The following is an 18,612-nucleotide window of genomic DNA, read 5'->3' as shown; positions in this document are numbered from 1 at the left end:
CGCATCCTTGAACTCGTTTTGCACACCGACACTGATGCACAGTTATATTTGAGCACTTTTTATCCGTGCTTTTGCCGAAGGAGTCAATCAATTTGTTTTCTCTGCAGATCACACAGCAATGCGACATAGTAATCGAGAGCCATGCCACGCTTTCAATGGATAAGGCTTGGTAAGGCCTTATCTCAGGACTATGCTCGGTATCATATGGCAACGTTAGAGCAGATGTTATGAACAACCCGCAAGATCGATCGAACCAAGGTTTACTGCAGTTTTTTCTTTCGAACAAACAGCCTTTTGCCATAGCGACATTGAAAGTAAGAGAGATCGTTAACTTTCAAACTCTGACCCAGTTGCCCCACAGTCACCCAGCCATTCTTGGTGCAACAACATTACGCGATGAAACCATCTCTATCATAGATATGGCGATGGCCATCGGTTATCCGCCGGTCGCAGAGGAAGACTTAAAGAGCTGCAGTATTATCGTGACGGAATTCAGCCGTAAACAAACCGGCTTTCTGGTGCGAGGGATCGACAAAATCATCGAGGCTGAGTGGCAAAAAATTGCTGCGCCGCCCGCCAGTTTAGGTGCACAAACCTATATCACCGGCGTAATCAGAAGCGATGCTGGACTTGTTCAAATCATTGATGTTGAAAAGATTTTAGAAGAGATTGAGCCACCAGAAAGCGGTTCAGTCTCAACCGATTACGGCACAGAAGATCTAGCTCCTTTAGCAGATAAGAGCATACTGCTAGTAGATGATTCCCTCGTCGCCAGAAAGCAGATTTCTCATGCATTGGATGATGTGGGTGCCTCCTATTTTGTTACCAACAATGGCCACGAAGCGTTGGCTTTCTTACAGGAGATGGCAGATGAGGGTGGCGCGGTAGACATTGTTGTCAGTGATATCGAAATGCCACTCATGGATGGTTACGAACTGACCCGAGAAATTAGACGAGACCCACGTTTGAGTAAAGCCTATGTCATTCTGCATACCTCCCTCTCCAGCACCATCAGTATGGATCAGGCAAAAGATTGTGGTGCAGACAAAGCTTTAACCAAGTTCAATGCCAACGATCTGATCCACACCATGCTGGAAGGTGCACGGCACGGTCGACAAAGTTAAAGTTGCAGTGAGAAGGTAACAGGACCATCGTTTTGTAGGCTGACTTGCATATCTGCACCGAACTGGCCTGTCGCAGTCGTTACACCGAGCTGTCGCAACTGGGTAACGAAACGCTGATAGAGTCGTTCCCCTTCGGCAGGTATCGCAGCGGAGCTAAAGCTCGGTCGCAGGCCTTTTCGCGTATCAGCGGCAAGAGTAAACTGAGAGACGACAAGTATCTCTCCACCGCTTTGCAATAGGCTGAGGTTCATCTTCCCAGCATCATCCTCAAACACCCGATAGTCGATCACCCGACGCGCAAGCTTGTCACAACCACTATCTGTATCACCTTTTTCAACACCTAAAAACAGCAGTAGCCCAGAATTAATCGCCCCAACCGTTGCACCATTAACTTCAACGCGAGCGAACTTAACCCGCTGGATCAGCGCTATCATTCTGCTTCATCATCCTTTTGTTCTGATTCGGCTTCCAACTCGCCAAGCGCTGCAGTCAACTCAGCGCCAAGCAACACAACGCTCCACGCTAAGTAAATCCAGATAAACAGCAAAGGAATCGCAGCAAGTGCACCGTATATCGCCTCATAAGAGGGGAAGTGAGTGACATACAGAGCGAAACCTTTCTTGGTCAATTCAAATAACACAGCGGCCAATACGGCACCTGCGAGGGCATTGCGAAAACGAACAAAGGTGTTCGGCACGAGCGTATAAAGAATAATAAAAGCACAAACGGACAACAGAAAAGGAAGAAAGCGCAACACCGTTGGTAACATGCCGCCAATCGCACTATCACTAAATATTTTTAAGGAAACTAAATAGGAGGTCACGGCAATACTAGAGCCGATGAGAACAGGCCCTAAGGTCAGCACCATCCAGTAGATAGAGAAGGAGATAATCGTCCTGCGCCCCCCAGATATCCGCCAGATACGATTCAGTGTCTTATCGATAGCGGATATCAATAGCAGCGCCGCAGCGACCAAAAAGCCTATCCCGATCGCGGTCATTCGCTTGGCATTCTCTGCGAAACCGGTCAGATGCTGACGTACCGCGTCACCAGACGCGGGGACAAAGTTATTAAATACAAAGTCTTCAATTTGCCCCTGCACCGACTGAAACACCGGAAACGCAGAAAACACAGAGAAGGTCACAGCAACCAGAGGAACCAGAGACAACAAGGTAACGTACGCAAGATAGCCCGCCACCATAGTGATCTCATCTTGCTGGATCCGCTTTCGAATATGTAACAACAGAGTGACTGCCTTGTCGACATACGCTCGCAGCGATTGGATCAATTCTTTACGATTAATCGGTTGCATACCCTTGCCATCTCCTATCGTAGGAGTCTAAAGTCTTAGCTGTTAGTCATATACAATAGCAAATTCAGACGGTTAATAATCTACTTAACGGTCACAGAACGTAAGGAGCTTTTATGTCAGGTCAAGGATCAGGAGGCAATGTACTTGCCGCTATCTGTAGTTTTTTTATTCCCGGATTAGGCCAATTGGTTCAAGGACGCATTCTGGCCGCACTGCTGTTCTGTGTCTTTATCTTTGCCGGTTATGCAACCGCGTGGTTGATTGTGCCGGGCATCATCGCATTAGTCCTGCACATCTGGTGCATCGTTGACGCCGCCATGTTCAAAGCCAGTGGCGAGTAAGCAGATGACGATATTTAAAGCCCTTTGTCTAACTTGTTGTTCCCTGCTTTTTGTCTGTGGGTGTGAATCAACCTATTACGCCACCATGGAGCAGGTGGGTGTGCACAAACGCGACATACTTAAAGACCGTGTCGAAGAAGCTAAAGAGGCGCAAGGTGAAGCGCAACAGGAGTTCAAAGATGCGTTAGAGCAGTTCTCCGTGCTGGTCAATTTTGATGGTGGTGAGCTGCAGGATATGTACGAGCAGACAGAAGACGCCTACGAAAGCAGTGCCGATGCAGCAGCAGAAGTCACAGAGCGTATTGATGGCATAGAGACAGTTGCAGACGCTTTATTTGATGAGTGGGATGACGAGTTAACACAATATACTAACGCCAATCTCAAACAACAAAGCGCGCAAAAACTTAAAGCAACCAAACGCCAATACACTAAGTTACTCAAATCCATGCGTCGTGCCGAAAGTAAAATGGCGCCGGTGCTCGCTGCACTTAAAGACAACACGCTTTATTTGAAGCATAACCTTAACGCGCAGGCTGTGGGTTCACTGAAGGGTGAGTATCAACGAATAAAGAAAGACACCGATCTTTTGATATTAGAGATGAACAAAGCGATCTCTGAATCTGAAGCATTCATCGCCACGCTAAAATAGGCATGAAAGCAAAAAAAAGGGTAACCATTCGGCTACCCTTCTAACTCCACCAACGCTGCTACTTATTCAGCAACGTTGCGTGCAGCACGCTTACGTTCATTTTCTGTTAACAGCTTCTTCCGCAAGCGGATGTGATTAGGCGTCACTTCAACCAGCTCATCGTTGTCGATAAACTCCAACGCTTGCTCAAGTGTCATCTTAATTGGCGGACTCAATACCTGCGCTTCATCCGTACCAGACGCACGAACGTTGGTCAGCTGCTTACCTTTCAACACATTCACCGTCAGGTCGTTAGAACGGTTATGAATACCGACTAATTGGCCTTCATACACTTCGGCCGCATGCTCAGTAAATAAGCGTCCACGCTCCTGCAGGTTAAACAGTGAATAGGTCAACGCTTTACCTGTCGCATTGGAGATCAAGACGCCATTCATCCGCTGACCAATAGTGCCACCTTTATGTGGACCATAGTGATCAAAGGTGTGATACAGCAAACCTGAACCAGAGGTCAGAGTCATAAACTCGGTCTGGAAGCCAATCAAGCCGCGACTAGGGATGATGAAGTCCAAACGCACGCGCCCCTTACCATCAGGCTGCATGTTGGTCATCTCAGCTTTACGCAAGCCAAGTTGCTCCATCACTGAACCCTGATGAGGCTCCTCAACATCAACCGTCATAGTTTCAAACGGTTCTTCTAACTGACCATCGACTTCACGCAAGATAACTTCTGGACGCGATACGGCCAGCTCGTAACCTTCTCGGCGCATGTTTTCAATAAGGATCGCCAAGTGAAGCTCACCACGACCAGACACACGAAACTTATCCGGATCCGGCATCTGCTCTACACGCAGTGCAACGTTATGAACCAGCTCTTCTTCCAGCCGGTCAAGGATGTTACGTGACGTGACATATTTACCATCCAAGCCAGCAAACGGAGAGGTGTTTACCTGGAAAGTCATGGTCACTGTTGGTTCATCAACACTGAGCGGTGGTAATGCTTCAATCGCACTCGGATCGCACAGAGTGTCAGAGATCTTAAGTTCACCAAGACCTGTGATAGCGATGATGTCACCAGCAGCAGCATCTTCGACTTCATGTCGCTCTAATCCAAGATAGCCCAGTACCTGGCCCACTTTACCATTGCGCTGCTTACCGTCAGCACCAACGATAGTTACCTGTTGATTTGTCTTAACGCGGCCTTTGGTTATGCGACCAACACCGATAACACCAACATAGCTAGAATAGTCCAGCTGTGAAATCTGCATCTGGAACGGCGCATCCTGAGTCGCTTCTGGGGGGGCAACCTTTTCGACGATAGTTTCAAACAGCGGCGTCATATCATCACTGGCGTCGTCCACTTCTAACGTGGCAAAACCATTAAGAGCTGAAGCATAGACAATCGGGAAATCTAGCTGCTCATCAGTGGCACCTAAGTTATCAAACAGGTCAAATACCTGATCGATAACCCAGTCAGGACGAGCACCTGGGCGGTCAATTTTGTTAACAACGACAATGGGCTTGAGTCCCTGAGCAAACGCTTTTTGCGTTACAAAGCGGGTTTGCGGCATGGGGCCATCAACAGCATCAACCAATAGCAGTACAGAATCTGCCATTGACAATACGCGCTCAACCTCACCACCGAAGTCAGCGTGTCCAGGAGTATCGATGATATTAATATGATAGTCGTTCCAATGGATGGCGGTGTTCTTAGCCAGGATCGTGATCCCACGCTCCTGCTCCAACTCGTTGGAGTCCATCACACGCTCACCATGATTGGCACGTTCGTTAAGGGTACCCGACTGCGCTAACAGCTTATCAACCAAGGTAGTTTTACCATGGTCTACGTGGGCAATAATGGCGATATTACGTAGCTTCTCGATCACCTGAGGCCTTCCATCTAATAAGGGTGGTCTTTACAAAGGGCGCCTATTGTATAGGCGACGTGACTTAAATCCCATTTTTTAATCGTGCAAAAGATAGTCAAAAATGGATATTTTGCATCTATAATCAATATTTCCTTTATAAACAAAGGGTTAAAAATCACCTTTGATATTTATTTTTATAAACGGCAATCAACTTGAAAGAAGTTAGATTTCTCACTAACCAAAAGTGTGATATCTGTATACCCCTCTTTACGTTATGGGATATAGCACCAGATTGGCACTATGCATCACAGTGGTGCAGTGATGCACAATTACAGTGCAAGATCTATCACCTTTAGATCCCAGAAAAGTAAATTAATTGTTTTAAAACAGCCACATAATATAGTGGCACGAATTTCGCTTTTGAAGCGCAAGCTTCAATATATCTAAACATTGACACCGGAGGATGAACTAGGATGTCAGTCGCAAATGTTCTCGAACTGATTAAATCAGAAGAAGTAAGATTCATTGATCTGCGTTTTACCGACACAAAAGGTAAAGAGCAGCACGTGAGTATCCCAGTAAGCCAAATCGACGAAGAGTTCTTCGAAGAGGGCAAGATGTTCGATGGCTCATCGATCTCTGGCTGGAAAGGCATTAACGAATCAGACATGGTACTGATGCCTGACGTATCAACTGCGGTATTAGACCCATTCTCAGAAGAGTCTACGTTAATCGTCCGTTGCGACATCTTAGAACCAGATACATTGGCTGGCTACGACCGTGATCCACGCTCTGTTGCCAAACGTGGTGTTGAATACCTGAAGTCAACTGGCATTGCCGACGATGTGTTCATCGGTCCTGAGCCAGAGTTCTTCATGTTTGATGATGTTCGCTTCCACACCGACATGAGCGGTAGCTTCTATAAGTTAGATTCAGAAGAATCTAAGTGGAACAGCGGTAAAGAATATGCAGACGGCAACCTGGGTCACCGCCCAGGCGTAAAAGGCGGTTACTTCCCTGTACCTCCTGTAGATTCAGGTCACAACATCCGCTCAGCAATGTGTATCGTGATGGAAGATATGGGCTTGGTTGTTGAAGCTCACCACCATGAAGTTGCTACCGCTGGTCAGAACGAAATCGCATGTAAGTTCAACAGCTTGGTTGAAAAAGCTGATGAAGTTCAGATCTACAAGTATGTCGTACACAACGTGGCGCACCTGTATGGTAAGACTGCGACCTTCATGCCTAAGCCAATCGTTGGTGACAACGGTTCAGGCATGCACGTTCACCAGTCTTTGAGCAAAGGCGGAGAAAACATCTTTGCTGGTGACAAGTACGGCGGTCTGTCGCAAGAAGCGCTGTGGTACATCGGTGGTATCATTAAGCACGCTCGCGCGATCAACGCATTCGCGAACGCTTCAACTAACTCTTATAAGCGTTTGGTTCCAGGCTTCGAAGCTCCTGTTATGCTGGCATACTCTGCACGTAACCGTTCTGCTTCTATCCGTATCCCTGTGGTACCGAGCCCGAAAGCACGTCGCATCGAAGTTCGTTTCCCTGATCCAACTGGTAACCCTTACCTGTCATTCACAGCGATGTTGATGGCTGGCCTAGACGGAATTAAGAACCAGATCGATCCAGGCGAAGCAATGGACAAAGATCTATACGACCTGCCAAAAGAAGAAGCGTTGGCCATCCCAACTGTTGCAGCTTCACTGGAAGAAGCTCTGGCGGCACTCGATGCTGACCGTGAGTTCTTGACTGCTGGCGGCGTAATGAGTGATGACAGCATTGACGCATACATCGCGTTGAAGCAAGACGAAGTTGAGTTGCTGAACTCAACGACTCACCCTGTAGAATTCGACATGTACTACAGCGTGTAAGTAAGTTGACCATCCTCACAAAAGCCCACTGAAAAGTGGGCTTTTTTTTCGACAGCGCTTTTTGATGGTGACAAACTAGTCGATCCCAAATATAGTAAGAGATATGTAGGAAAAAGGTGAAAAGTTATGGTCGTAAAACGCATCGCCTTGCTCTTGTGTCTGTTAGGTGCAGCAACCGCTCACGCGGGTAAACTCTACACATGGAAAGACGCTAACGGTGTCGTCCACTACTCAGATAAACCAGTGCAAGGGAACAAAGCACAGCAGGTGCAACCTAAGGTTGGCACTAATGTGATCCCTCGATTGAATGATGGTGTTATCGAAACGAATAAAGGCCCGGAAGGCAAAACTTCGTTCAAGGTATCTATTCGTTCGCCCCACAATGAAGCTACAGTCCGTGACAACATGGGCCGGCTTTCTGTCGTTGGTCAGGTCGAACCTGAGATCCAAGACGGCTACAGCTATCGTCTTAAAGTCAATGATCAAGTACTAGGCACATCTGAAGATGAACCAGTATTTCATTTGATGAATGTTAATCGCGGCGAACATAAATTAAAGTTAGAACTGCTAGATCAAAGAGGCAAGGTTATTGCATCCTCCCCGGTACGGATCATTTATCTGCACCGCGCCTCGGTATTACAAGCTCGCTAAGCACAAGGAAAGTGCAGCAAGCTGAGTAAAGTGCTAGAGTGCAGGTGCATTCGCACCAAATTGGTGCGACACATGGGGAAGACGCACCGTGCTCTCACAGCAGAACGGATCACATCAGAACGCCTTGTCAGGGGTGACAACCACCCTGCTAGATGTTCTCAGCACCGCTATTATTCTTCTCGATCACCACTTGGTCATTCGTTACATCAATTCGGCGGGCGAACAATTACTTGAACAAAGTTCGCGTCGGCTGATTGGCGAACCGCTACCTAAGCTATTTGAACACCTCTCTCTCGATATCCAGCTGATCAACGAGACACTGACCCTTGGCAATAGCTTTACAGACAGCGACGTCTCAATGGTTAAACAAGATGGCATCCACATCGCTGTTGATGTCACGGTCTCTCCTTTTGAACGCGGCGACCAACGCTATGCGCTACTCGAACTTAAGCAGATCGATCAGCAAAAGAAAATCAGCCATGAGCTTTATCAGGCCAGCCAACAACAAGCAGCAAGGGAGCTCGTCCGAGGCTTAGCTCATGAAATTAAAAACCCGCTAGGTGGGTTAAGAGGCGCGGCGCAGCTACTGGAAAAAGAGCTGCCAAGCCCAGAGCTAAAAGAGTTTACCGGCGTGATCATAGAGCAAGCTGATCGGCTTAGAAATCTAGTCGATAGGCTGCTTGGACCACAACGCCCCTCTACCCATAAGTCCCATAATATTCATATGGTGCTTGAGAAAGTTTGCCAATTAGTGAACATGGAAGGCTTAGATCAGTTAGTCGTCAACCGTGACTATGATCCAAGCTTACCCGATATCGAAATGGATCCAGAACAGCTCGAGCAAGCCGTTCTGAATATCGTTAAGAACGCCGTTGAGGCGATGCATGGCAAAGGCACAATCAACGTTTCAACCCGCTCAGCCAGTCAGATAACTCTGAACGGCGAACGCTACAGACTGGTTGCCGAAATAAAAATCACAGACAACGGCCCTGGTATCCCTCCAGCCCTGCAAGACACTCTGTTCTACCCCATGGTGACAGGAAAGGCTGACGGGACAGGGCTTGGCCTCTCCATTGCACAAACATTGATCACACAACACAAGGGCCGCATTGAATGCATTAGCTGGCCCGGACACACCGAATTCATTATTCACCTGCCAATCAGGAAATAAGGGAGCAGTATGACTGACGCACAGGTTTGGATCGTCGATGACGATAGTTCAATTAGATGGGTACTTGAACGCGCTCTCGCAGCAGCAGAAATTAATGTAAGTAGCTTTGAATCAGGCGAGGATGCGCTGCAACAGCTTCGCTATCAGACCCCAGATGTCGTTCTGTCTGACGTGCGCATGCCAAATATGGATGGCCTGACGCTGTTAGACAGGATCCATGATGTCGGATCGGATATTCCCGTGATCATCATGACTGCACATTCTGATTTGGATAGCGCGGTTTCGGCCTACCAAAGTGGTGCATTCGAATATCTGCCGAAGCCCTTTGATATCGATGAGGCTGTCGCTTTGGTGCAACGCGCCATCACCCACAGCCAAGAAAATCGCCGCAGTCGCCGTCGCCGTGAAGTTGAAATACCAGAAACCGAGATCATAGGTGAAGCACCCGCCATGCAAGAGGTGTTTCGCGCTATCGGTAGGCTCTCTCGCTCCTCAATTAGCGTTCTCATCAATGGTCAATCAGGTACGGGTAAAGAACTCGTTGCGCAAGCGCTGCATCGGCATAGCCCACGTTCTGACGAGTCTTTTATCGCATTAAACATGGCGGCAATACCTAGAGATCTGATTGAATCAGAGCTGTTCGGCCACGAAAAAGGCGCTTTTACCGGGGCCAATACGGTCCGTCAGGGGCGCTTTGAGCAAGCCAACAATGGCACACTGTTTCTCGATGAGATCGGCGATATGCCGCTCGATATTCAGACTCGCTTGCTGCGAGTACTTTCTGATGGCCAATTCTACCGTGTCGGTGGCCACTCACCGATAGAAGTTGACGTGCGCATTATCGCCGCGACTCACCAAAACCTGGAAGAGTTGGTGCGGCAAAACAAGTTTCGTGAAGATCTGTTCCATCGCTTGAACGTAATTCGTGTGCACCTGCCACCACTGTGTGAGCGCGGCACCGATGTCGGCCAATTGGCCAAGTACTTTTTACGTAAAGCTGCTGAAGAGCTTGGTGTTGAAGCGAAGACGCTAGCAACAGATACCGAAACTTATATGTGTCAATTGCCATGGCCAGGTAACGTTAGGCAGCTTGAGAATACCTGTCGCTGGCTGACCGTGATGGCCTCGGGACAAGAGGTGCTGATCTCTGATCTGCCACCAGAACTGCAGCAGTTACCTCCACCAGTCATCAGCGACGGCGAAGCCCCAGCAGCACAAACCTGGCAGCAATCGCTCAACCACTGGGCCGAACAACAATTGGCGACAGGTCGCATAGACATACTCAATGATGCATTACCGGAGTTCGAACGAGTCATGCTGAGTACGGCCTTGCGCCACACTGGCGGACACAAGCAGGAAGCAGCCAGACGTCTTGGCTGGGGGAGAAACACCCTAACCCGTAAACTCAAAGAGCTAGATATGAGTTAGTCTCTTTTACTAGCATAAAAAAATGGCCTCAGTTGAGGCCATTTTTTGTTTCAATCTTTAGCCCCTGCGAAGGGGCTTTTAATTAAGGGTGAGCGCAGGTATCTGCCCAACCTTCAACCGCATCGAAACAGCCATTAGCATCTCGATACAGGTTGTCAGTTTGAGCACCAGAACCACCGTCTGCCGCATCATTGAAGATCAAGTCGACGGCACGTACGCCATCGGCAAACTGGTAACGGAGCCAACCATCGCCAGCATCTTCCATGGTATAGCCAGGCCAGCTTGCTGGAGCACCTTCAACACCCCAGTAGTAAACCTGAACAGCAGTCCAAGCATCTGGCTTCTTAAACCAAACTTCGATGCCTGGCAGCACACAAGTATCAACCCATGCGCCATCAATGTAACAACCGTCACCTTCACGGAAACTGTCAGTCGTCTGCTCACCAGCACCGTTATGGAACAACATGTTGGAACCAGTGACACCATCTTCAAATTGGTAGCTGAAGAAACCACCGCCCAAAGATGTCATCAGCAGTCCAGGCCAATCTGTCGATGACGAAACACCCGCAGATGCCCAGTAGTGAACATAAGCTTCAGTCCAAGTTTCCGGCGCCTTGTAGTAAACCGTAATTCCCGGTTCCAATGCAGGCTCACCACAAATATCTTGCCACTCGTTTACGACATAACATCCATCCTGCTCAGCAAACAGATTTTCTGTTTGTGATGCGCCATCGTTAAAGATGATGTTCGCAGACGTTGCATTCAGCGGGAAGCTGAAGCTATATGAACCATCAGCTTCTGCGGTCATCGGAACACCTGGCCAATCAACGGCAGGCGCGTTGGCAGCATCCCAATAATAGATGTTAACGTCACTGCCCCAACCGGCTGGAGGAACAAATCCAAGCTCAAGGCCTTTTACCGGTGCAACACAGTTGTCGTCCCACACATCGGCGACGTAGCAGGCATCTGTATCGTGGTATAGATTCGCAGTCTGATTGCCGCTGTTATCGTTGAAGATCATATCGGCAGCGCCCACGTTCACAGGGAACTGGAACGTATACCAGCCGTCACCAACTAACTCGGCTTGAACACCTGGCCACGCACTGTTGTCTGCAGGGGCTGCATTCCAATAATGAACGTGGATATCATCGCCCCACTCAGCAGGCTTCTTGAAATGAACAGTCATGCCAGGAACAGGCAAAGCACAACTGTCGCTCCAGTTGTTATTCTCGAAGCAAGCATCACCGTCAGCAGTCAAGTTTTGAGTTTGCAGCCCTTGGCCATCATTAAAGATGATGTTGGCAGCAGTCACACCGTTCTCAAACTCGAACTTGTACCAATCGTCGCCCATGTGCTCCATAGCAGCACCTGGCCAGTCAACGGCTGGCTGAGGATCTGCAGACCACCAGTAGACATTGGCGCCAACCCAATCAGTAGGCTTCTTCAACCATAAAGTCATGCCTTCCTGCACACCTTTCTCAACGGTGGTCTCTGCACTGGTTTGACTGCCGTTGAAGTTATCTACCGTGGCACGGAAGGTAAACTGGGTGCCATCTTCATAAGAAGAAACGTCATAATAGACCTGGTACTCAGGGGTGTAATCAACGCCAAGAGACTCGAAATCACCTTCATTAACACTGACTTCGAAAGACACGTTGTACAGAGGCAACGCTTCCGCATCGATCCCTTCTAGCATGGCATTAACGTTTACACGGTGAGACACCTTGCTACCGTCAGCAGGTGCAGCGATAGTCAGCGTCGGCGCTTCTGCAGCATACTCGATCAGGTCGTCAGCACGATAAACCACGGTGCTAAACGGCTCCACTGTCACATCAATCAGGTTTTCACCGTTGGCGGCAAGCTCTGTACCTTTCTGTGGCCAAACCTGACGATAAGTAGCACTGGTTGCGGCCAGGCTCACTGATTTTTCTTCTGCAGACGTGTTCAACACGACCAAATATTCACGTGGCGTTTCAGTTTCAACGCGCGAGAATGCAAAAAGACCAGCTTCACCTTCACTGTAGCGAACAAACTGCTTACCGCGACGCAAAGCAGAATGCTTCTTAGAAAGTTTGCTCAGCTTTTTGATTTGACGATAAAGCGGATGACGGCGATCGAAGTTATCATCGGCAGGTGTTGCGTCAGTACCGATCTGCGTCAAGGCTTGATAATCAGGTGTTTGCGAAGGCATCATGTCTTCACGTGCACCGGTATCACCGCCCAAGCCTGTGAAGCCCTGCTCATCACCGTAATAGACAACTGGAATACCACGGCTAAAGAACAAGATCTCGTTTGCGAGTTTTGCTCTAGCAAGACGCTCTTCTTCTGTGGCTGTCGGGTTTTCCTGATCGATGTGGAAACCGATACGGCCTACATCATGGTTACCAGCAAAGTTCATCAACAAACCAGCATGGCTATCAGCATCAGTATAGTAATCATCTTGGCTGAACAACCAAGCCAGACCATCTGTCGCCTTATTAGAAGCTACAGTGTCTTTAATCTGGAAATACAAACCAAAATCGAGAACTGATGGCAATTTGCCTTCGGTAGTAAAGGTACTCAGTACCTTAGGATGACCTTCAAATACTTCACCGAAGATAAAGAAGTTCTCAATGCCTTCAGCATCAGCGTGATCCATGATCTCTGGCGTCCAGTCAGCCCAGAACGGCATATCAACGTGCTTCACTGTGTCGACACGGAAACCATCAATTTTGAACTCGCTGATCCAACCTTTGAAGATATCTTTCATACCCGCCAACACATCTGGGTGCTGCGTGTTGATATCATCCAAACCTAAGAAGTCACCATAGATGGCCGACTCACCAGACCAGGTGCTATCACCCTGGTTGTTGTATAGCTCTACATTGTTAAGCCAAGCAGGAACCTTCACATCTTCCTGACCTGCAGGAATAAAGGTGGTGTATTGGCCATCAGCGCGGTTTTTATAAGGGCAAGTGTCCAAACCTTCTAGCAAATAGCCATCGGCATCATGACACTCTTCATACTTGATAACGTCAGCAGTGTGGTTGATGACGATATCAAAAAAGACTTTCATATCACGCTTTTTGGCAAGACGGATCAGCTGCTTCAGCTCATCGTTACTGCCCCAGTGCGGATCAATCTGGGTATAATCTGTGGTCCAATATCCATGGTAGCCAGCCGATTCACCTTGAACAGCCTGGTTTTTGAATACTGGCGTCAGCCAAAGTGCAGTGATCCCCATATTGTCGAGGTAAGATAGCTTCTCTATCAAACCTGCAATGTCACCACCGTGATAGTAACGAATATCTGAAGGATCAAACCCTGTCTGTGAGCGATCACCACTCAGTCCACCAAGGTCATTGTTAGAATCACCGTTTTGAAAACGGTCGGGCAATACGAAATAAAACACTTCGTCTTCGATTTGCCTATCTTGTTTACAACCAGCCATAGACATGACTGCGCCAGCCATACACAAGGCTGCCAGGCTCTTTTTAAAGATCATCGCCTTACAAACTCCTTTTATTACAAATTTCCGGTACAACACCCGTTTTGAGTGCTAACTACGCAAATAAACAAGTATCCGGCTGATGACGATAATCATCTAAGCCTAATTCTCTGAATCTGAATAGATTAACATCGACGGTCAAAACAATGGCAGATTAATTTCACATTTTTGTTACATTGGTGGTCAAACCAGCCTACGGCAAATGATAACCATACCATTACGGCGTTTTTGGATTGACTGCAGCTGTTCCCCGCAGTGCCTATGACACCTGACGTCACGGAAAAAAACTCTATTGTCACTGCCCACCCTGTAGCGACAAAAACGAAAACACTGTGCACAGATAGATTTTGAGCGTACACTTGTACGCTCAAATTTTGTACGGCAGATCTTATTCGTGAGCGACACCCAATACAGTCCGGCAGAAGAGTTGGCCAACACAGTTACCCACCTCATCGGCGCCCTGCTCGCGGTCGCAGCCTTGGTGATGATGATCAACGTCTCATTGGCCCAGCACGATCCTTGGCGACTGACGTCGAGCTTGGTCTATGGCATCAGCCTGTTAACCCTTTTTGCGTCATCTTCGTTCTATCACGCAATATCCTTCCCTAGGCTCAAAAGCCATCTAAAACTGTTAGATCATTGCGCCATCTACCTGCTGATCGCCGGTACTTATACCCCTTTTCTACTGGTCAGTTTACGAGGATGGATAGGTTGGACCCTGCTAGGCACCATATGGAGCCTGGCCATTGCCGGTTTAGCGCTAAAAATAGGCTTTGGTAATCGATTTAAGGCGTTGCGGGTTGGCAGCTATATATTAATGGGTTGGCTGGTAGTGATTGCCGGTGCCCCCCTTGCCGACGCAATTGGTCGTGGAGGTATGATCTGGCTGGTTGCCGGTGGCCTTTGTTATAGCCTTGGTGTCATCTTCTATCTCAACAAAAAAATGAGATTCAGTCACAGCATCTGGCACCTGTTTGTTTTAGGCGGCAGTATCTGCCACTTTTTTGCCATTTGGTATTACGTGCTAGCCGAGAGCAATTGACCCTTTCTGTCACAATCCAAACAATGGACACTGTGCAGCTGATGCCAACCTCACTAGCTGACTTTTGCCGCAAACAGAAAAGGGGCTCATATGAGCCCCTTTAACTAACGTTTCTTACAACTCATAACAAAGCGTTATTTCTTCTCACCTGCGTAGACAACCACAACGCGGTCATCACCTTTAACTCGGCTAAACGCATAGGGCTGTTCACTGAGCATTTTATGCTCACCCGCACCCACAGCCACGTGGTTGTTACGGAACTGACCAACCTTCTGCCAGTGAGCCACCAGCGCTGCGCGATCCCCCTTAAGCTGATCCCAGTTCATAAATGAACGGGTCGGAGAATCAAACGCGTCACTCATAGGTCCCGCTGGACGCCCGCTCTCATCGCCGTAGTAAATCTGAACACCACCCGGCATCAATAGCAGGCCATTGGCGGCGCCTTTCTGCAGCTCCAGGTTCTCATAACGTTGGAAGAACAGCTTGGTATCATGACTAGAGATATAGGTCAGCAGGTTAAAGTCTGGGTCGGTATTAATATCTTTCGCATAAGTTGCATACAGATCTTCATTCTGATTAATACACTGCGCACCTTTCACCGCCTGCATTTCACCAGCGTAATCAAAGTTAATCAGGCTATCCATACCGTGGTCGAAGTAGAAATCCTTGTAAGCGCCATGGTGCCAAACTTCACCGACCATCCAGAACGGCTTGTCATCAATCGCCTTATCCGGGTTCTCAGCTTTCCACTCAGCCAAGGCTTTGGTCGCAGAGTCTTTTAACTTAGTCCAGACTTCAGCTTCAACGTGCTTCACGGTATCAGCGCGGAAGCCATCGATACCATACTTGCGAACCCAGGTGGTATGCCATTCCACCAGGTAATCAACCACGGTGTAGCCTTCACGCTCCACTGCACGTGTATCCGGCTTGTTCTTCAGGATCGGTGGCAAACCGACATGCTTTTCGCTTTCGGTCAAAAAGTCAGGTAGGCCAGCCAAGTTCATGGTGATGTCATCGCCACCCGGTGCGGTGTACCCAGCCATACCACTGCGCACCCAATCTGGTCCCCACCATTTCTCAGCCCACTCGCTGGAACCCCAGCGGATATAGTTGTTGTAACGATGCCAGTTCTGTCCCTTCTTCTCATCCGGCACCCAATCAGTCCACTGATCTGGCACTGGTGCGTTTGGCGCTAACGCATTGATGTCGAATGTTTGCATATCATCTAGGGTTGGATAACCCGCATGGTTCATTACCACATCGATGACAACGCGAATTCCGCGTTTATGTGCTTCCGTCACTAGGCGCTCAAGATCTTCATCGGTGCCGAAGTTTGGATCCAAACGGGTAAAATCCAACGCCCAATAGCCGTGATAGCCATAAAATGGGAAGCTGCCCTTCTCACCACCGCCGATAAAACCGTGGATCTGTTCGACAATCGGCGTTAACCAGATAGCGTTCATACCCAGTTCCTGGATGTAATCCAGCTTCTCGATGATGCCTTTGATGTCACCGCCCTGGAATGTACCAGTCTCCAACTTACCGTCTTTCTTCCGGTTAAATGGGTAGTCGTTGCTGGTATCACCATTATTAAAGCGGTCTGTCATGATGAAATAAACAGACGCATTATCCCAATCGAAGTCGCTGGGCTTGGCTTTCGCAGGCTCAAGCAACAGCAGGCCGCCGCTCTCCTTGCTAGGTTGCATCGAGACTTTACCGCCCGCAACCTCTGCGGTTTGCCCTGAGTAAAAATCTTTTACCAGTTCACCGTCTTTAAAAACGCTACTGACATTAACTTCGACGGCATTGCCATCCCAGGTTCCGCAATCAACTGCAGGCGGCTTACGCACAACAGCGACTTTCTTCGGCTTACGCATTACGCTGATCGCATTGCCGCTGTCAGCTTTAGTGTCTAAGGTGAACTCATACTCACCAGGGAAGAGAATGCGAATAGAAAAATCGGTATCAGTTGCACAATCCGACACTGGCACAGGGGTTTTGAATTTGATCTTTTCGGCGGCTTCAGGACCAAATGACGTTCCGCAGGAGAACTCTTTATCCGCTAAGCGGAAATGGTAAGTACCCTTCTCCAACTCTACCGTTGCTTTGTACTTGCCTTTGCCTTTGAATTTAGCGCGATTCTCCGCTGCATAATCATGTTCAGCGATACGCAGGAAGATAGGTGTTTTTATAATCGCCTGGGCACTAGGCACCAGCAACGACGTGACAAGCGCCGCAAGCGCTAGTTTTTTCGGAGCGAACATAAGCGAGTTCCGTTAGCTAATAAAAATTAAACCCGATTTTATACGCAATTTTTATCAAAAAGTCTTATAGCTAAATCACGTTAGGTGGTTAACCTTTCCTGTACTAGGCTTAAAACGTATTTTCCAAGGAGGACATTCCATGCTCAAACGCACATTAAAAATCAGTTTATTTACACTTTTCATTCTATTACCAGTGTTTCAAAGCCATGCAGCGGATAACCCGCTGGTTGGCATGATCACGCAACAGCTGGGCGTCAGTCAGGATCAAGCCACCGGTGGTTTAGGTGCCCTACTCTCCTCTGCCCAACAGGGAATGTCCGGTGATGATTTTGCCGCCCTGACCGATGTCATTCCTGATATGAGTAGCCTGCTGTCGGCAGCTCCTTCACTGGAAGGCGCAGCAGGTGGTGGCGGTGGCCTCGCATCAATGGCAACCGACATGCTTGGTGATAGTGCAGGCAGCGATACCATCGCCCTCACTCAGGCTTTCGAGAGCCTTGGACTGGATTCAAGCATGGTCGGTCAATACAGCAAAATACTGCTCGACTTTGTTAATTCAGAAGGGGGGAACGCACTGATGCAGTCCCTTAAATCGGCGCTGCTTTAAGCCCCTAGCAGAAATGACAACGGCAGCGAAGATCGCTGCCGTTATTTGTTTAGCCCCTATCTCTGCGTCAGTACTAGCGCAGCCTTGATGCAAATCTTTGTTTGAATTTCGCCACTTTAGGCGCCACAACCAAAGAACAGTAAGGCTCGTGGCCATGCATGGAAAAATACTGCTGATGATAATCTTCTGCGGGATAAAATACCGCCAACGGCACCAACTCCGTCACGATAGGATCATCCCATTCAACCGCTTGCTGCTGGATCTCTGTCGCCGCTAACTGTTGCTGCTCGTCATCATGAAAGAAAATGGCGGATCGATACTGACTGCCGATATCCTCACCTTGACGATTAAGTGTTGTTGGATCATGGATGGTAAAAAACACTTGTAACAGTGTCGTGTAACTAATGACTGCGGGATCAAAAACAATCTGTACAACTTCCGCATGGCCTGTGTCACCGGTGCACACGGCTTTATAGCTAGGATGCTTCACGCTGCCACCGGAATAACCCGACGTCACCAGCTTCACCCCTTTTAGTTCGGTAAAGACCGCCTCAAGGCACCAAAAACAGCCCCCTGCCAATGTAGCGATTGATGAGGGAACCTGACTCTGCTCTGTCATTACGTATTACACCTTAAATATTAGCGCTTAAGTTGTTGTTGCCATCACCAAAGACACGGCAACACAAACCTGATTTATCATTAAATTCCTGACGGGAGCCGCCATAGTTAACAAACTGATACGGATTAAGTTTAACTGAAGATCGCGACATAGACAGCAGGTGATAGAG

General features: G+C 48.4%; 15 protein-coding genes. 9 read left to right on the top strand and 6 right to left on the bottom strand.

All coding sequences use genetic code 11. The features are described 5' to 3' along the window. Positions 1-227 precede the first annotated feature (227 nt). Positions 228-1,124: a chemotaxis protein gene (locus DU002_RS06680; RefSeq protein ID WP_114337598.1), complete on the top strand. Its 897-nt coding sequence runs from the start codon at positions 228-230 to the stop codon at positions 1,122-1,124. On the opposite strand, the gene dtd is transcribed toward DU002_RS06680, so the two are convergent. Both dtd and DU002_RS06670 read right to left on the bottom strand, forming a co-directional pair. Next, positions 1,121-1,558 (bottom strand): D-aminoacyl-tRNA deacylase, encoded by a 438-nt coding sequence (dtd, locus tag DU002_RS06675; RefSeq protein WP_114337597.1) that lies wholly within the window; start codon positions 1,556-1,558, stop codon positions 1,121-1,123. The two genes, DU002_RS06680 and dtd, sit on opposite strands and share 4 nt — an antisense overlap. Continuing rightward, positions 1,555-2,436, bottom strand: coding sequence for a virulence factor BrkB family protein (locus DU002_RS06670; protein WP_114337596.1), 882 nt, complete (start codon positions 2,434-2,436; stop codon positions 1,555-1,557). The genes dtd and DU002_RS06670 overlap by 4 nt, the downstream gene beginning before the upstream one ends. A gap of 113 nt (positions 2,437-2,549) precedes the next feature. On the opposite strand from DU002_RS06670, the gene DU002_RS06665 reads away from it, so the two are divergent. Both DU002_RS06665 and DU002_RS06660 read left to right on the top strand, forming a co-directional pair. After that, complete coding sequence (locus DU002_RS06665; protein WP_114337595.1) at positions 2,550-2,777, top strand: hypothetical protein; 228 nt, start codon at positions 2,550-2,552, stop codon at positions 2,775-2,777. Between the two features lie 4 nt (positions 2,778-2,781). Next, on the top strand, positions 2,782-3,426 hold the full coding sequence (locus DU002_RS06660; protein WP_114337594.1) for a DUF2959 domain-containing protein: 645 nt from the start codon (positions 2,782-2,784) through the stop codon (positions 3,424-3,426). Positions 3,427-3,488: 62 nt separating this feature from the next. Here the strand turns inward: DU002_RS06660 and typA are convergent, their stop codons facing one another. Continuing rightward, positions 3,489-5,309 carry a translational GTPase TypA gene (gene typA / locus DU002_RS06655; RefSeq protein WP_114337593.1) on the bottom strand — a complete coding sequence of 607 codons (1,821 nt, stop codon included), beginning with the start codon at positions 5,307-5,309 and terminating at the stop codon, positions 3,489-3,491. Positions 5,310-5,764: 455 nt separating this feature from the next. Here typA and glnA point away from each other — a divergent pair, with 455 nt between their 5' ends. The 4 genes from glnA (at position 5,765) to glnG (ending at position 10,424) form a co-directional block, all read left to right on the top strand. Further along, the gene (glnA, locus tag DU002_RS06650) at positions 5,765-7,174 is read left to right on the top strand and encodes a glutamate--ammonia ligase (protein WP_114337592.1); all 1,410 of its coding nucleotides are present in this window, start codon (positions 5,765-5,767) and stop codon (positions 7,172-7,174) included. 126 nt (positions 7,175-7,300) lie between these two features. Continuing rightward, positions 7,301-7,825 (top strand): DUF4124 domain-containing protein, encoded by a 525-nt coding sequence (locus DU002_RS06645; RefSeq protein WP_114337591.1) that lies wholly within the window; start codon positions 7,301-7,303, stop codon positions 7,823-7,825. Between the two features lie 88 nt (positions 7,826-7,913). Then, positions 7,914-8,996, top strand: a complete 1,083-nt coding sequence (gene glnL, locus DU002_RS06640; protein ID WP_240695169.1) for a nitrogen regulation protein NR(II) — start codon at positions 7,914-7,916, stop codon at positions 8,994-8,996. Between the two features lie 9 nt (positions 8,997-9,005). Then, the gene (gene glnG, locus DU002_RS06635) at positions 9,006-10,424 is read left to right on the top strand and encodes a nitrogen regulation protein NR(I) (RefSeq protein ID WP_114337590.1); all 1,419 of its coding nucleotides are present in this window, start codon (positions 9,006-9,008) and stop codon (positions 10,422-10,424) included. A gap of 82 nt (positions 10,425-10,506) precedes the next feature. Here glnG and DU002_RS06630 read toward each other — a convergent pair whose 3' ends face one another. Then, positions 10,507-13,908 (bottom strand): starch-binding protein, encoded by a 3,402-nt coding sequence (locus DU002_RS06630; protein WP_114337589.1) that lies wholly within the window; start codon positions 13,906-13,908, stop codon positions 10,507-10,509. A gap of 397 nt (positions 13,909-14,305) precedes the next feature. Between DU002_RS06630 and trhA the strand changes: the two genes are divergently transcribed. Continuing rightward, positions 14,306-14,953, top strand: a complete 648-nt coding sequence (gene trhA, locus DU002_RS06625) for a PAQR family membrane homeostasis protein TrhA (protein ID WP_233496440.1) — start codon at positions 14,306-14,308, stop codon at positions 14,951-14,953. A gap of 134 nt (positions 14,954-15,087) precedes the next feature. Here the strand turns inward: trhA and DU002_RS06620 are convergent, their stop codons facing one another. Next, positions 15,088-17,217 carry an alpha-amylase gene (locus tag DU002_RS06620; protein ID WP_114337587.1) on the bottom strand — a complete coding sequence of 710 codons (2,130 nt, stop codon included), beginning with the start codon at positions 17,215-17,217 and terminating at the stop codon, positions 15,088-15,090. Between the two features lie 139 nt (positions 17,218-17,356). Here DU002_RS06620 and DU002_RS06615 point away from each other — a divergent pair, with 139 nt between their 5' ends. Beyond that, on the top strand, positions 17,357-17,824 hold the full coding sequence (locus DU002_RS06615; RefSeq protein WP_114337586.1) for a DUF2780 domain-containing protein: 468 nt from the start codon (positions 17,357-17,359) through the stop codon (positions 17,822-17,824). Between the two features lie 73 nt (positions 17,825-17,897). Here DU002_RS06615 and msrA read toward each other — a convergent pair whose 3' ends face one another. Then, on the bottom strand, positions 17,898-18,443 hold the full coding sequence (gene msrA / locus DU002_RS06610) for a peptide-methionine (S)-S-oxide reductase MsrA (protein WP_114337585.1): 546 nt from the start codon (positions 18,441-18,443) through the stop codon (positions 17,898-17,900). Positions 18,444-18,612 lie beyond the last annotated feature (169 nt).

Source organism: Corallincola holothuriorum (assembly GCF_003336225.1).
In the GTDB taxonomy this organism is placed as follows: domain Bacteria; phylum Pseudomonadota; class Gammaproteobacteria; order Enterobacterales; family Neiellaceae; genus Corallincola; species Corallincola holothuriorum.
This window is presented reverse-complemented; position numbering and strand designations above follow the sequence as displayed.

What these genes read in the sequence shown, in the direction of transcription:
- DU002_RS06680 (WP_114337598.1), top strand. Translation starts at nt 228, where the DNA reads ATGAACAACCCGCAAGATCGATCGAACCAAGGTTTACTGCAGTTTTTT.
- dtd (WP_114337597.1), bottom strand. Translation starts at nt 1,558, where the DNA reads ATGATAGCGCTGATCCAGCGGGTTAAGTTCGCTCGCGTTGAAGTTAAT.
- DU002_RS06670 (WP_114337596.1), bottom strand. Translation starts at nt 2,436, where the DNA reads ATGCAACCGATTAATCGTAAAGAATTGATCCAATCGCTGCGAGCGTAT.
- DU002_RS06665 (WP_114337595.1), top strand. Translation starts at nt 2,550, where the DNA reads ATGTCAGGTCAAGGATCAGGAGGCAATGTACTTGCCGCTATCTGTAGT.
- DU002_RS06660 (WP_114337594.1), top strand. Translation starts at nt 2,782, where the DNA reads ATGACGATATTTAAAGCCCTTTGTCTAACTTGTTGTTCCCTGCTTTTT.
- glnA (WP_114337592.1), top strand. Translation starts at nt 5,765, where the DNA reads ATGTCAGTCGCAAATGTTCTCGAACTGATTAAATCAGAAGAAGTAAGA.
- DU002_RS06645 (WP_114337591.1), top strand. Translation starts at nt 7,301, where the DNA reads ATGGTCGTAAAACGCATCGCCTTGCTCTTGTGTCTGTTAGGTGCAGCA.
- glnG (WP_114337590.1), top strand. Translation starts at nt 9,006, where the DNA reads ATGACTGACGCACAGGTTTGGATCGTCGATGACGATAGTTCAATTAGA.
- DU002_RS06630 (WP_114337589.1), bottom strand. Translation starts at nt 13,908, where the DNA reads ATGATCTTTAAAAAGAGCCTGGCAGCCTTGTGTATGGCTGGCGCAGTC.
- DU002_RS06620 (WP_114337587.1), bottom strand. Translation starts at nt 17,217, where the DNA reads ATGTTCGCTCCGAAAAAACTAGCGCTTGCGGCGCTTGTCACGTCGTTG.
- DU002_RS06615 (WP_114337586.1), top strand. Translation starts at nt 17,357, where the DNA reads ATGCTCAAACGCACATTAAAAATCAGTTTATTTACACTTTTCATTCTA.
- msrA (WP_114337585.1), bottom strand. Translation starts at nt 18,443, where the DNA reads ATGACAGAGCAGAGTCAGGTTCCCTCATCAATCGCTACATTGGCAGGG.